General features: G+C 69.0%; 12 protein-coding genes. 5 read left to right on the top strand and 7 right to left on the bottom strand.

Annotated elements, in window-relative coordinates:
• Position 1 precedes the first annotated feature (1 nt).
• A complete protein-coding gene (locus HRJ34_RS03320) occupies positions 2 to 2,308 on the bottom strand; it encodes a sensor histidine kinase (protein ID WP_011951100.1) in 2,307 nt (768 codons plus the stop codon).
• A gap of 139 nt (positions 2,309 to 2,447) precedes the next feature.
• On the opposite strand from HRJ34_RS03320, the gene HRJ34_RS03315 reads away from it, so the two are divergent.
• Positions 2,448 to 3,197: a hypothetical protein gene (locus tag HRJ34_RS03315; RefSeq protein ID WP_051743732.1), complete on the top strand. Its 750-nt coding sequence runs from the start codon at positions 2,448 to 2,450 to the stop codon at positions 3,195 to 3,197.
• A gap of 10 nt (positions 3,198 to 3,207) precedes the next feature.
• On the opposite strand, the gene ntrC is transcribed toward HRJ34_RS03315, so the two are convergent.
• Genes ntrC through dusB form a run of 3 tightly spaced genes read right to left on the bottom strand, consistent with a single transcriptional unit; the run spans position 3,208 to position 6,760 of the window.
• Positions 3,208 to 4,665 carry a nitrogen regulation protein NR(I) gene (ntrC, locus tag HRJ34_RS03310; protein ID WP_030090539.1) on the bottom strand — a complete coding sequence of 486 codons (1,458 nt, stop codon included), beginning with the start codon at positions 4,663 to 4,665 and terminating at the stop codon, positions 3,208 to 3,210.
• Positions 4,662 to 5,783, bottom strand: coding sequence for a two-component system sensor histidine kinase NtrB (locus HRJ34_RS03305; protein ID WP_208633334.1), 1,122 nt, complete (start codon positions 5,781 to 5,783; stop codon positions 4,662 to 4,664). Before HRJ34_RS03305 ends, ntrC begins: the two co-directional genes overlap by 4 nt.
• A complete protein-coding gene (gene dusB / locus HRJ34_RS03300) occupies positions 5,759 to 6,760 on the bottom strand; it encodes a tRNA dihydrouridine synthase DusB (RefSeq protein ID WP_208633333.1) in 1,002 nt (333 codons plus the stop codon). The genes HRJ34_RS03305 and dusB overlap by 25 nt, the downstream gene beginning before the upstream one ends.
• 227 nt (positions 6,761 to 6,987) lie before the next feature.
• Between dusB and HRJ34_RS03295 the strand changes: the two genes are divergently transcribed.
• Entirely contained in the window at positions 6,988 to 8,136 is a 1,149-nt protein-coding gene (locus tag HRJ34_RS03295) for a bifunctional 2-C-methyl-D-erythritol 4-phosphate cytidylyltransferase/2-C-methyl-D-erythritol 2,4-cyclodiphosphate synthase (protein ID WP_208633332.1), read from the top strand.
• 16 nt (positions 8,137 to 8,152) lie between these two features.
• Complete coding sequence (locus HRJ34_RS03290; protein WP_011951094.1) at positions 8,153 to 8,689, top strand: CinA family protein; 537 nt, start codon at positions 8,153 to 8,155, stop codon at positions 8,687 to 8,689.
• On the opposite strand, the gene HRJ34_RS03285 is transcribed toward HRJ34_RS03290, so the two are convergent.
• On the bottom strand, positions 8,626 to 9,111 hold the full coding sequence (locus HRJ34_RS03285) for a type II toxin-antitoxin system RatA family toxin (protein ID WP_011951093.1): 486 nt from the start codon (positions 9,109 to 9,111) through the stop codon (positions 8,626 to 8,628). The genes HRJ34_RS03290 and HRJ34_RS03285 overlap by 64 nt on opposite strands.
• A 1-nt stretch (position 9,112) precedes the next feature.
• Positions 9,113 to 10,051: a lipoyl synthase gene (gene lipA, locus HRJ34_RS03280; RefSeq protein WP_011951092.1), complete on the bottom strand. Its 939-nt coding sequence runs from the start codon at positions 10,049 to 10,051 to the stop codon at positions 9,113 to 9,115.
• 67 nt (positions 10,052 to 10,118) lie between these two features.
• Here lipA and HRJ34_RS03275 point away from each other — a divergent pair, with 67 nt between their 5' ends.
• Both HRJ34_RS03275 and HRJ34_RS03270 read left to right on the top strand, forming a co-directional pair.
• Positions 10,119 to 10,751 carry a carbonic anhydrase gene (locus HRJ34_RS03275; protein WP_208633331.1) on the top strand — a complete coding sequence of 211 codons (633 nt, stop codon included), beginning with the start codon at positions 10,119 to 10,121 and terminating at the stop codon, positions 10,749 to 10,751.
• 81 nt (positions 10,752 to 10,832) lie between these two features.
• Complete coding sequence (locus HRJ34_RS03270; RefSeq protein ID WP_208633330.1) at positions 10,833 to 11,252, top strand: hypothetical protein; 420 nt, start codon at positions 10,833 to 10,835, stop codon at positions 11,250 to 11,252.
• 140 nt (positions 11,253 to 11,392) lie between these two features.
• On the opposite strand, the gene ettA is transcribed toward HRJ34_RS03270, so the two are convergent.
• Positions 11,393 to 13,072, bottom strand: coding sequence for an energy-dependent translational throttle protein EttA (gene ettA, locus HRJ34_RS03265; protein ID WP_011951089.1), 1,680 nt, complete (start codon positions 13,070 to 13,072; stop codon positions 11,393 to 11,395).
• Between the last annotated feature and the right edge of the window lie 21 nt (positions 13,073 to 13,093).

Genomic DNA, 13,093 nt, shown 5'->3' with positions numbered 1-13,093 from the left:
CTCAACCAGTTCCACTTCGCTTGAGTTCGGGGAATTTTGCTTCCTCGGCCGCGTTGCCGGCGCGGTCCGCGCCCTCGACGGCGAGGCTGCCGAGCGCCTCCAGGTCGAAATCCATCTCGACCATGGTGCCGCCGCCGGGCCGGTCGCGCAGCGCCAAGGTACCGAGATGGTCCTCGACGATCTTGCGGACGATGGCGAGGCCGAGCCCGGTGCCGCGCTTGCGCGTCGTCATATAGGGCTCGGTCAGCCGCTCGCGCTCGGGCGGCAGGCCGGGACCGTTGTCGGCCAGCACGATGCGCAGCCGCCGCTCGGCGATGCGGATCGTCATCGCGATCACGCCCGGGGCGTGCTGCGCGGGGTTCTCCTCGATCGCCTCGACCGCGTTCTTGACGAGGTTGGTCAGCGCCTGGCCGAGCTGGCGGCGGTCGCAGATCATCGTCGGGGTCAGCCCCTCGCTGTCAAGGCTGAAGCTGATCGCGGGATGGGCGACCTCCTGCAGGAACATCGCCTGCCGCGCGATGTCGACGATCGCCTCCTCGCGGAAGGCCGGCTTGGGCATGCGCGCGAAGGACGAGAATTCGTCGACGATCCGCCGCATGTCGCCGACCTGGCGGACGATCGTCGCGGTCAGCCGCTCGAACACGCCCGGATCGGACTGGATTTCCTTGCCGTAGCGGCGCTGGAGCCGTTCGGCGGCGAGCTGGATCGGGGTCAGCGGGTTCTTGATCTCGTGCGCGATGCGGCGGGCGACGTCGGCCCAGGCGGCGCGGCGCTGGTCGGCGAGGCGCTGGGTGATGTCGTCGAAGGTCAGCACCCGCGCGCCCTCCGCCGCGACCGCGCGCACCGACAGGGTACGCGGCTCGCCGGCGATGACGATCTGGACCACCGCCTCGCGGTCGCCGGCGTCGAGGATATGGTGCAGCTCGGGCGAGATGTCGGCGAGCGGCCGGCCGTCGACCGGTTCCTCCAGGGCGAGCATCGCCCGCGCCGAGGGATTGACGAGCGTGATCCGGCGGTCGCCGTCGACCGAGATGACGCCCGCGGTCACGCCCGACAGCACCGCCTCGATGAAGGCGCTGCGGCTTTCGAGCTGGCTGTTGGCGGCGACCAGCGCGCCGGTCTGCTCGCCCAGCTTGCGGGTCATGCGGTTGAAGGCGCTGCCGAGCGTGCCGATCTCGTCGGGGCTCGGATCGATATGCACGCGCGCGCTGAGATCGCCGGCCGCGACCCGGCGCGCGGCGGCGACGAGGTCGTTGACCGGGCGGACCAGCCGGTCGGCCACCGTCATCGCCACCCAGATGGCGATGCCGAGGATCGCCAGCGCGATGATCATCAGCAGGATGTTGAAGCGGAGCTGGAGCGCGCGGGCGCGGTCGACGGTCGCGACATAGTCGCCCAGCGCCGATCGCGCGCGGGCGGCCTGGGCCAGCACGTTCCGGTCCGACTGGCGCGAGATGTAGAGATAGGTGCGGCTCGCCGCGTCGAGCAGGATCGTGCCCTCGATCCGGTCGCCCGCCCCGGCGGTGATGCGCGGCTGTCCGCCCGCCAGGAAGGGCAGCGTCGCGGGCGGCAGACGCTTGTCGAGCGGCCGCTTGTCGAGATTGGCGAGCGCGATGAGCTGCGGCGTGCCGGCGCGGTCGACACTGATGATCGCCGCTTCCGACAGGCCGCGATAGGCGACCTGGCGCGCGAAGAAGGGCGCGAAGCGCGGATCGTCGATCGTCGTCGCCGACAGCGCGCTGCGCAGGTCGCCCGACATGGCGAGGATGTCGCCGAGCAGCCGCTCCTTGCTCTCGGTCACATAGGCCTGCGCGACCCGCTCGGAGCTGCGCAGCACGACGGTGGCCTTGTCGGAGAACCAGAATTCGGTGCCGAGCTGGAACAGCAGCGACGCGAAGATCACCACCAGCAGCGTCGGCGCGGTGGCGATCAGCGAGAAGAAGGCGACGAGGCGGACGTGCAGCCGCGCCTTGCCCCCCAGCCCCGACCGCGCCGCGCGGTGCAGCGCCACCCGGCGGGCGGCGAGCACCATCAGCACCATGAACGACAGCAGGTTGGCGCCGAGCAGCAGCGCCACGACGGTCGGCGAGATCGGGATTTCGGGCTTGCCGCTGGCCGTGACGACCCGATAGCTGACCGCGACCACCAGCAATGCGGCCAGCGGCGCCAATATCTCCAGCAAAGGCAGCAGGCGCCGTGGCCGCAGCGCCGTCACCGCGCGCCTGCGCCATCGCCTGGATACAAGCCCATATGCAGCCATCGTGGCCGGATTACCACAAGGGCGTGGCTTCGGGAACACAGTTAACATGCATTTGGTCGAGCGGGGTCGTCGGTCCGGCGATAGCGGCCGATCGGCCCCGCCGATATCGGCGGCCCGACTTTGCTCTTTCCCGCCTCGGTCCGGCTGATATGCTCGCTCATCGACGAGCCATCACAGGATGCCAGCCATGACGTTCAAAGGCCGATCCTCCTTCCTCCTTTCGGCGCTCATCCTGGTCCCGGCGGCGGGGCAGGCGCAAAGCAGCGACGATGTCGCCGACCTGGTCGGCGCCCGCGCCGCCGGGGCGGAGACCCAGATGGAGGCGCGCGGCTATCGCGCGACGGTCAGCAACACCGTCCGCGACCAGCGCTTCACCTTCTGGTGGAACGAGCGGAAAGGACGCTGCGTGTCGGTCTCCACCGTCGACGGCCGCTATGCGTCGATCGATGCCGTCCCGCCGGGGAACTGCGACGCGCAGGACGCGTCCCGCCCAGCCTATGGGGCGCAGCAGGCGCCCGGGCACGACGCGAAATCGCTGGTCCTCGTCTGCTACGGCGCGGGAACCAAGCCGACCGTCGAACCGTCGCGCTATGCTTGGAACCCGTGGAACCACAAATGGGAATGGAGCACGCCCCAGAACGGCGCCAAGGGCTTCAGTTCCGACGTGCAGATCGAGCTCTACGGCGATTCCGGCCGCATCCATCTGGGCAAGAGCCTGGTGCCGCCGATCCACTCGGGCGGCGACAACGGCTGGTGGGACATCGAAAACCTGGCGGTGACGCCGGACCGGATATCGGGCAGCTACCGGCTCAACGGCATGAACAAGCCGCGCTTCACCGTCGATCGGCGCACCGGACGGATCGAGGTCAAGGCCGTCACCAATTTCGCCGGACAATGCGACATGGGCGACTGGGGCAAGGGCCAGCACCGCTTCTAGGACACCGGGTTCAATCCGCCCGGCGCGAGGCCCCCGCGTCGATCCCCAGATCGGTCAGCTTCTTGCGCAAGGTGTTGCGGTTGATCCCCAGCAGCCGCGCGGCGCGGAGCTGGTTGCCCTTGGCCGCCGCCATGCTGAGTTCGAGCAGCGGCCGCTCGACCTCGGCCAGCACCCGGTCGTAGAGCCCGTCGGGCGGCAGCTCGCGGCCGAAGGTGGTGAAATAGCGGGCGAGGTGCTGCTCGACGGCATCGGCGAGGCCGCCGCTGCCCGCCGGCACGGGCGGCGGAACGTCGGCCGTCGGGCGCTGATGGAGCTGCTGCTCGACCAGCGCGGCGGTGATCACGTCCTCGCGGCTGAGCACCGCCAGGCGGCGCATCAGATTCTCGAGCTCGCGGACGTTGCCGGGCCAGCCATGCTGGATCAGCCGCGCGACCGCCCCCGCGTCGAGCGCCTTGCGCGGCAGCCCGTCCGCCGCCGCCCGGTCGAGGAAGAAGCGCGCCAGCTCGCCGATGTCGTCGCCGCGCTGGCGCAGCGCCGGCAGGCGGATCGGCACGACGTTGAGGCGGTAATAGAGGTCCTCGCGGAAGCCGCCGTCGGCGATCAGCCTGGGCAGGTCCTTGTGGGTCGCGGCGATGATGCGAACGTCGGCGCGGATCGAGCGGGTGCCGCCGACCGTGGTGAACTCGCCCGCCTGGAGGACGCGGAGCAGCCGGGTCTGCGCCTCCATCGGCATGTCGCCGATCTCGTCGAGGAACAACGTGCCGCCCTGCGCCTGCTCGAAGCGGCCGGCGCTGCGCGCCTGCGCGCCGGTGAAGGCGCCGCGCTCATGGCCGAACAGCTCGGATTCGATCAGCTCGCGCGGGATTGCGGCCATGTTGATCGCAACGAAGGGTGCCGCGGCGCGTGGCCCGAAATCATGGATGGCGCGCGCGACGAGCTCCTTGCCGGTGCCCGATTCGCCCAGCACCAGCACGGTCAGGTCGTTGGCGACGACCCGCGCGATGGTGCGGTAGACCTCCTGCATCGGCGGCGACCGGCCGATCAGCGGCAGGTCCTCGGCCGCCTCGCCGTCGAACGCCGCCGCGCCGCCGCCCGCCCGCGCCGCCAGCGCATCGGACACGGCGCGGGTCAGCTCGCCCAGGTCGAACGGCTTGGGCAGATAGTCGAACGCCCCCTGCTCTGTCGCGCGCAGCGCCGTGGTGAAGGTGTTCTGCGCCGACAGCACGATCACCGGCAGGCCGGGATTGGTGCGGAGCATCTCCGGGATGATGTCGAGCCCGTTGCCGTCGGGCAGGATCACGTCGGTGACGAGCACTTGCGGATCGAAGCTGGCGAACAGCCGGCGCTGCTCGGCGACCGAGGCCGCCGTCTCGACGATATGGCCGGCGCGGCGCAGCGCCTCGCGCACCACGGTGCGGATGGCGCCGTCGTCGTCGACGACCAGGACCCTGCCCCCGGTTCCGGTCATGCCGTCACCCGCGCGCGCGGGAGCAGGAGGCGGAACACGGTCCGCGACGGCGTGCCTTCGCGCGCATATTCGATGATTCCCCCCTGGTCGGAAACGAGCTTCTCCACCAGCGCGAGGCCAAGGCCACTGCCGGTGCGCTTGGTGGTGACGAACGGATCGAACAGATGCCCTTCGATCTCGGGCGGCGCGCCGGGGCCCTCGTCGATCACGCACAGCTCGATCGGCAGCGGCTGGCGCGCGTCGCCGTCGGCGCGGCGCATCGAGACGCCGTGGCGATAGGCGGTGGTGAGCGTGATCGCCCCCGGCTCCTCGCCCATCGCCTCGGCGGCGTTCTTGAGCAGGTTGATGACGATCTGGATCAGCGAATCGCGATGGCCGAGCACCGCCGGCAGCGACGGATCATAGACCTCGCGGATCACCCGCCCCTGCGCGAAGCCCTTGAGCGCCACCTCGCGCGCATGGCCGAGGATGGCGTGGATGTTCTGCGGCGTCATCTCGATCGGGCGGGTGTCGGTGAAACCCTGCATCCGGTCGATCAGCGCGGCGACGCGGTCGACCTCCTCGCGGATCAGCCGGGTGAGCGGACGCGATTCCTCGTCGCAGCTCGTCTCCAGCAGCTGCGCCGCGCCACGCACCGCCGACAGCGGGTTCTTCACCTCGTGCGCCAGCATCGCCGCGGCGGCGACGGCGGTGCGGGTGCCGCCCTCGCGGTCGATCGACCGCGCCCCGATCGCGCTGCGGGCATGGCCGTGGATCGATACCGCGCGCCAGCCCGGCCGGTCGGGCAGCGGCGCGACCATCAGGTCGACCCGCATCCGCCGCCGGCCCGGCAGGACGATGTCGATGTCATAGGCGGCGAAGGGCGCGTCGCTGGGCATCGTCGTCAGCGGATGGCCGATCGCGTCGAGCACGCCATGCCCGACGATCTGGCTGCGGCTGAGGTTGAACAGCGATTCGCAGGCGGCGTTGATCTCGACGACCTGACCGTCGGGATCGATGGTCAGCACGGCGGTCGCCATCGCCGCCATGATCTCGGCCGCCGAGGGGGCGTCGGCGGGACGATCCGCCGCGGATGCGCGCCGCCCGAAGCGGATCAGGCTGCTGCCCGGGAGAGCCATGGCGCGTAGAATTCTCCGAGCATGGCGATCACCCTGGCGGCGTCGGGCTCCTGGTTGACGGTGTTGCGGAACTCCGCCGAGCCGACCAGCCCCTTGGTGTACCAGCCGATGTGCTTGCGCGCCATGTTGACGCCGACCTCTTTTCCATAGAGTTCGAGCATCGCATGATAATGCGCTAATATAACGTGATATTGCTGCTCGATCGTCGGATCGGGCCTGCGCTCGCCGGTAGCGAGATAATGCATCACCTGCGACAGCAGCCAGGGCCGGCCATAGGCGCCGCGCCCGATCATCAGCCCATCGGCGCCCGACTGGTCGAGCGCGGTCTCGGCATCCTCGATCGAGCAGATGTCGCCGTTGACGATCACCGGGATCGACACCGCTTCCTTGACCCGGCGGATGAACGCCCAGTCGGCCGATCCCTTGTACATCTGGCAGCGGGTACGGCCGTGGACGGTGATCATCTTCACGCCGACATCCTCGGCGATGCGCGCCAGTTCGGGCGCGTTGAGGCTGTCATGGTCCCAGCCCATCCGCATCTTGAGCGTGACCGGCACCTCGACCGCCGCGACCGTCGCCTTGACGATCTCGACCGCCAGTTCGGGCGTCCGCATCAGCGCCGATCCGGCGTCGCCGTTGACGACCTTGCGCACCGGGCAACCCATGTTGATGTCGATGATCGCGGCGCCGCGATCCTGGCTGAGCTTCGCCGCCTCGCCCATCTCCTTCGGCGTGCAGCCGACGAGCTGCATCGACACCGGCTCCTCGGCCGGGTCCCACAGCGCCTTCTGCACCGACTGGCGCGTCTCGCGGATCGCCGCCTGGCTGGCGATCATCTCGGTGACGTTCAGCCCCGACCCGTAGCCGCGCACCACCTTGCGGAACGGCAGGTCGCTCACGCCGGTCATCGGCGCGAGAATCACGGGGTTGTCGATCCGCACGGGACCGATGTCGATGGGGCGCAGTCTGGGGGTCATGAAGCCATATTGCCTAAAAAAGCGGCAATCGCTCTACCCGCAAAGCGGCCGGGGAGCAAGCGAGGTGGCATTGCCCAACCAAATCGTCATTCCAGCGAAAGCTGGAATCTCCCTACCTTCCCACATCCCGGGAAGAAGGGAGATCCTGGCTTTCGCCAGGATGACGGACAAGGGGCGACGGCGGCCCGAGCTTTACTGTTCGAGCCCCCCCACCTAAAGCGCGGCGCATGACGGGGAAGCCCAGCATCGCCGCCTTGATCGTCGCCGCCGGACAGGGCGTCCGCAGCGGCGGCGGCGTGCCCAAGCAATATCGGTGGATCGGCGGCAAGGCGGTGCTCGCCCATGCCGTCGACGCGCTGGCGCGCCATCCGGCGATCGGCAGCGTCCAGCTCGTGATCGGCGCGGGCCAGGAGGACCTCCATGCCGAGGCGGTCGGCGGACGCGCCCTGCCCCCGCCCGTCACCGGCGGCGCGACCCGGCGCGATTCGGTGATCGCCGGGCTGGCGGCGGTCGACGCCGACATCGTCCTGATCCACGACGCCGCCCGCCCCTTCCTGCCCGCCGCGGTGATCGACCGGCTGATCGCCGCGCTCGACGGCAGCGACGGCGCGGTTCCCGCGCTCGCGGTCGCCGACACGCTGGCGAAGGGCGACGCCCTGCTCGGCGACGCCGTGCCGCGCGACGGGCTGCACCGCGTCCAGACGCCGCAGGCCTTCCGCCGCGCCGACATCCTCGCCGCGCACCGCGCCTGGGACCCGGCGCGCGAAGCGACCGACGACGCGCAGGTCGCGCGCGCCCACGGCCTGTCGGTCGCGATCGTCGAGGGCGACCGCAGCCTGGAGAAGCTCACTTTTGCCGCCGATTTCGAGGCCGCCGAGGAAAGGATGGCGATGATCAGCCGCACCGCGATGGGCTTCGACGTCCACGGCTTCACCGCCGGCGACGGCGTCCAGCTCGGCGGCGTCCGCATCGCCCATGACCGCGCCCTCGCCGGGCACAGCGACGCCGACGTCGCGCTCCACGCGCTGACCGACGCGCTGCTCGGCACGATCGCGGCGGGCGATATCGGCAGCCATTTCCCGCCCAGCGACCAACGCTGGAAAGGCGCCGATTCGGCGATGTTCCTGGCCCATGCCCGCGACCTCGTCGCGGCGGCGGGCGGGATCGTCGACTTCGTCGACCTGACCATCATCTGCGAAGCGCCCAAGGTCGGCCCGCACCGCGCGGCGATCCGCGACCGGATCGCCGCCCTGCTCGGCCTGACGGCGGGCCAGGTCAGCGTCAAGGCGACCACCACCGAGCGGCTAGGCTTCACCGGCCGGCGCGAGGGGATCGCGGCACAGGCGGTTGCAACGGTGCGCGTGCCGTCCATATAGCGAAGGGGAAGAGATCGTGACCGAGCACCAAGACACATTGCTGCCCCCCGAGCTGGTCGAGGCCGCGCGCCGGGTGATCGAGGCGAACCGCGCCGAGGGCCGCAAGATCGCGGTGGCGGAGAGCTGCACCGGCGGCCTCGTCGCCGCCGCGCTGACCGAGATTCCGGGATCGTCGGACGTGCTCGGCTGCGGCTTCGTCACCTATTCGAACGAGGCGAAGGTCTCGCTGCTCGGCGTGTCGGTCGAGATGATCGAGACGTTCGGCGCGGTGTCGATCGCGGTCGCCTGGGCGATGGCGCGCGGCGCGCTGGAGCAGAGCGGCGCCGACACCGCGGTGGCGATCACCGGCGTCGCGGGCCCGGGCGGCGGCAGCGAGAAGAAGCCGGTCGGCACGGTGGTGTTCGGCCGCGCGCGGAAAGGCGCCGATCCCGAGGACATCGCCGCCGACAAGCGCCATTTCGGCGACCTGGGACGCGGCGGCGTCCGGCTTCAGGCGGCGCTATGCGCGCTCGAGCTGCTGATGCCGGGGGCGACGCTGGCCGAGGAGCCGTAAAGCTTCGCCGCGCGTTCCTCGAACGCGTTGATCATCATCCTGAGCGCCCGGTCGAACATCTGGCCGGCGATCATCTCGAACAGCCGCGACCGGAACTCGAAGTCGATCGAGAAGTCGACGATCGACCCGCCCTTGCCGTCGGCGGCGAAGGCCCAGTCGTTGTGGAGGAATTTGAGCGGCCCATCGACATAGTCGACATGGATGCTCGCCGGCCGCTGCTTGCTGACCTTCGAGGTGAACTTCTCGCGTAGCGCCTTGAAGCCGACCATCAGGTCGGCGACCATCTCGGTCTCGCTGTCGGAGCGGACGCGCACCGCCGACACCCAGGGCAGGAACTCGGCGTAGGACGCGACGTCGGCGACGAGCGCGTACATCTGCTCCGGGCTATAGGGCAGCGTCCGGGTCTCGCGGTGGCGAGGCATGTCAGGCGGCCGGCACCGCCGCCTTGCGGGCCAGCTCGGCATTGCGGGCGTCGCGCAGCTTCACGAAATCGTCGCCGGCATGGTAGCTCGACCGGGTCAGCGGGGTCGCTGCGACCAGCAGGAAGCCCTTCGCTCGCGCGATCGCGGCATAGGCCTCGAAGGTCTTGGGCGCGACGAAGTCGGCGACCTTGGCGTGCTTCGGCGTCGGCTGGAGATATTGGCCCATCGTCAGGAAATCGATGTCGGCCGAACGCATGTCGTCCATCACCTGATGGACTTCGAGCCGCTCCTCGCCCAGCCCGACCATGATGCCCGACTTGGTGAAGATCGTCGGGTCGAGCCGCTTGACCGTCTCCAGCAGGCGCAGCGACGCATAATAGCGCGCGCCCGGCCGGATCGTCGGATAGAGCCTCGGCACCGTTTCGAGATTATGGTTGTAGACGTCGGGCCGCGCCGCGACGATCATCTCGATCGCCGCGTCGGCCTTGTTGCGGAAATCCGGGGTGAGGATCTCGATCGTCGTCCTGGGCGTGGTCCGGCGCAGCGCCTCGATCACCTTGACGAACTGCTTCGCGCCGCCGTCGGGCAGGTCGTCGCGGTCGACCGAGGTGACGACGATATGCTCCAGCCCCAGTTCGGCCGCGGCGTCGGCGACATGCTGCGGCTCCAGCGCGTCGACCGGGCGCGGCATGCCCGTCTTGACGTTGCAGAAGGCGCAGGCCCGGGTGCAGGTGTCGCCCAGGATCATCACCGTCGCATGCTTCTTGGTCCAGCATTCGCCGATGTTCGGGCAGGCCGCCTCCTCGCACACGGTGGCGAGGTTGAGGCGGCGCATCAGCGCCTTGGTATCGGAGAAAGCCTGGCCCATCGGCGCCTTGACCCGAATCCAGTCGGGCTTGCGCTGCTTCGGGGCGTCGGTGATCGGCAGGGGTTCGCTCATGGGATGCCAGATAGGCGATAAGGGCCGCTCTTGCCAGTCCCCCCGCTCAGGTCTAGGGCACTCGCTCATGACCGACTTCTCCGGGCTCATCGAGGGCTATCGCCGCTTCAAGGCGAATGGCTGGAAACAACAACGCGAACGCTGGACGCAGCTCGCCAGTGGGCAGAATCCCCGCTTGATGGTGATCGCCTGCTCGGACAGCCGGGTCGATCCGACGATCATCTTCGACACCTCGCCCGGCGAGATCTTCATGGTCCGCAACATCGCCAACATGGTGCCGCCGTTCGAGACCACGGCGGGCCGTCACGGCGTCTCGGCGGCGCTGGAGTTCGCGGTGACCCAGCTCGAAGTGCCCGAGATCGTCGTGCTCGGCCACCAGAGCTGCGGCGGCTGCGCGGCGGCGCTCACCCGCCGCTTCGAAAATGCCGAGAAGGGCCAGGGCGGCTTCATCGCCGACTGGATGTCGATGCTCGACGAGGCGCGCGACAAGGTCGTCGCCGAGCATGGCCATGGCGAGGAAGCGGTGCGCGCGCTCGAATGGGAGGCGGTCAAGGTCTCGATCGCCAACCTGCGCACCTTCCCCTGCGTGCCGATCCGCGAGCGGAAGGGCCGGCTGAAGATCCACGGCGCCTATTTCGCGGTCGCCGACGGCATCCTCCACCTGCTCGACGAGGAAACCGGCGAGTTCTCGCCGGCCTGACGCTTCCTTTGGCGAGGGGGCCGGAACGCCCGCCCCTCTCCGTTCGTTGAGCCCCTCGATCATTTGTTGAGGAGCTTGACCATGATAGCCCGTTCGATCCTGGCGATCACCGCGCTGATCGCCGTCGCCTCGCTCGCGGCCCAGAGCAGCCCGGCCCAGACCGATCCCGCCCACCAGGCCGCCGACGCCCGCGAGGTCCCGGAGACCCGGGCGCTGAACGACAAGGTCGGCAGCGCGATCGCCCAGACCCAGACCAACAACGCGGTCGCGCAGGCGCAGAACGAAGAGAACCAGGCCCAATATGAGGCCGACAAGGCCGCCTATGCGGCAGCGCTGCGCCAGCACAACCGCGAGGTGCTGGAGAACGACGCGACCTTCATCCGCCAGCGCGAGGCCTATGCCATGGCGATGCGCGACTGGCGCGCCCAGGTCGCGATGTGCAAGCGCGGCTACCAGAGCGCCTGCAAGCTGCCGACGCCGGACCCCATGAACTATATGTGAGGAGTTCGTCATCCTGGCGAAAGCCAGGATCTCACTACCTTCCTGACGAAGAAGAAGAAGGGAGATCCTGGCTTTCGCCAGGATGACGGTCGGAATGAACAAGAAAAAGCCCGGAACCTCTTGAGGTCCGGGCTTTTTCCTTAACGCGTCAGCTTCTTGTACGCCCCGGCGCTGGCCCGGTCGGCGGCGTCGCCGAGGCGGCGGCGCTTGTCTTCCTCATAGCTTTCGAAATTGCCTTCGAACCATTCGACATGGCCGTCGCCCTCGAAGGCGAGGATGTGGGTGGCGAGGCGATCGAGGAAGAAGCGGTCGTGGCTGATCACCACCGCGCAGCCCGCGAAATTCTCCAGCGCGTCCTCGAGCGCGCGCAGCGTCTCGACGTCGAGGTCGTTGGTCGGCTCGTCGAGCAGCAGCACGTTGCCGCCCTTGCGGAGCATCTTCGCCATGTGGACGCGGTTGCGTTCGCCGCCCGAGAGCTGGCCGACCTTCTTCTGCTGGTCGGGGCCCTTGAAGTTGAACGCGCCGACATAGGCGCGGGTCGACATCTCGAACTTGCCGACGGTCATGATGTCATGACCCTCCGACACTTCCTCCCAGACGTTCTTGTTCGAATCGAGCGCGTCGCGGCTCTGGTCGACGAAGCCGAGCTTGACGGTCGGGCCGATGTCGATCGAGCCGGCGTCGGGGGTCTCCTGGCCGGTGATCAGCCGGAACAGCGTGGTCTTGCCCGCGCCGTTCGGCCCGATCACGCCGACGATGCCGCCCGGCGGCAGCGTGAAGTCGAGCCCCTCGAACAGCTTCTTGTCGCCATAGGACTTGGTCAGCCCCTTGGCCTCGATCACCTTGCCGCCGAGGCGCTCGGGGGTCTGGATGACGATCTGGGCCTTGCCGGGCGCGCGGTTGTTCTGCTTCTCGACCAGTTCGTCGAACGCGCGGATACGCGCCTTGGACTTGGTCTGGCGCGCCTTCGGGCTCTGCCGGATCCACTCCAGCTCCTCCTTGATCGCCTTCTGGCGGCCGGCGTCCTCGCGCTCCTCCTGCTCCATGCGCTTCGCCTTGGCGTCGAGCCACGACGAATAATTGCCCTCATAGGGAATGCCCCGGCCGCGATCGAGCTCGAGCACCCAGCCCACGACATTGTCGAGGAAGTAGCGATCGTGGGTGACGAGGATGACGTTGCCCGAATAATCGACCAGATGCTGTTCGAGCCAGGCGACGCTCTCCGCGTCGAGATGGTTGGTCGGCTCGTCGAGCAGCAGGATGTCGGGCTTTTCGAGCAGCAGGCGGCACAGGGCGACGCGGCGCTTCTCGCCGCCCGACAGGCCGGTGACCGGCAGGTCGCCCGGCGGGCAGCGCAGCGCTTCCATGGCGATCTCGAGCTGGTTGTCGAGCGTCCAGCCGTCGGCCGCGTCGATCTTCTCCTGGAGGACGCCCATCTCCTCCATCAGCGCGTCGAAATCGGTGTCGTCCTTGGGATCGCCCATCTCGGCCGAGATCGCGTTGAAGCGGTCGATCATGTCCGCGACCTCGCGGACGCCGTCCATCACGTTCTGCTTGACCGTCTTGTCCGGATCGAGCTGCGGCTCCTGCGGCAGATAGCCGACGCTGACGCCCTCTGCGGCCCAGGCCTCGCCCGAATAATCGGTGTCCATGCCGGCCATGACCTTCATCAGGGTCGACTTGCCGGCGCCGTTGACGCCGATGATCGCGATCTTCGTCCCCGGCAGGAACTGCAGGTGGATGTTGTTGAACAGCGGCTTGTTGGCGCCGGGGAAGGTCTTGGTCAGACCCTTCATCACGAAACTATATTGCACGGCCATCGGGCGCGAACCTCATCGAAC

It is taken from the genome of Rhizorhabdus wittichii (genome assembly GCF_017607425.1).
Lineage (GTDB): Bacteria > Pseudomonadota > Alphaproteobacteria > Sphingomonadales > Sphingomonadaceae > Rhizorhabdus > Rhizorhabdus wittichii.
Note: the sequence above shows the minus strand (reverse complement) of the source record. Positions and strands in the feature narration are given on the sequence as shown.

Excerpts from the sequence above, each read along its gene's own strand:
- HRJ34_RS03285 (WP_011951093.1), bottom strand. The coding sequence starts at position 9,111 with ATGCCTCGCCACCGCGAGACCCGGACGCTGCCCTATAGCCCGGAGCAG.
- ntrC (WP_030090539.1), bottom strand. The coding sequence starts at position 4,665 with ATGACCGGAACCGGGGGCAGGGTCCTGGTCGTCGACGACGACGGCGCC.
- HRJ34_RS03315 (WP_051743732.1), top strand. The coding sequence starts at position 2,448 with ATGACGTTCAAAGGCCGATCCTCCTTCCTCCTTTCGGCGCTCATCCTG.
- HRJ34_RS03320 (WP_011951100.1), bottom strand. The coding sequence starts at position 2,308 with ATGTTAACTGTGTTCCCGAAGCCACGCCCTTGTGGTAATCCGGCCACG.
- lipA (WP_011951092.1), bottom strand. The coding sequence starts at position 10,051 with ATGAGCGAACCCCTGCCGATCACCGACGCCCCGAAGCAGCGCAAGCCC.
- dusB (WP_208633333.1), bottom strand. The coding sequence starts at position 6,760 with ATGACCCCCAGACTGCGCCCCATCGACATCGGTCCCGTGCGGATCGAC.
- HRJ34_RS03275 (WP_208633331.1), top strand. The coding sequence starts at position 10,119 with ATGACCGACTTCTCCGGGCTCATCGAGGGCTATCGCCGCTTCAAGGCG.
- HRJ34_RS03305 (WP_208633334.1), bottom strand. The coding sequence starts at position 5,783 with ATGGCTCTCCCGGGCAGCAGCCTGATCCGCTTCGGGCGGCGCGCATCC.
- HRJ34_RS03270 (WP_208633330.1), top strand. The coding sequence starts at position 10,833 with ATGATAGCCCGTTCGATCCTGGCGATCACCGCGCTGATCGCCGTCGCC.
- ettA (WP_011951089.1), bottom strand. The coding sequence starts at position 13,072 with ATGGCCGTGCAATATAGTTTCGTGATGAAGGGTCTGACCAAGACCTTC.
- HRJ34_RS03295 (WP_208633332.1), top strand. The coding sequence starts at position 6,988 with ATGACGGGGAAGCCCAGCATCGCCGCCTTGATCGTCGCCGCCGGACAG.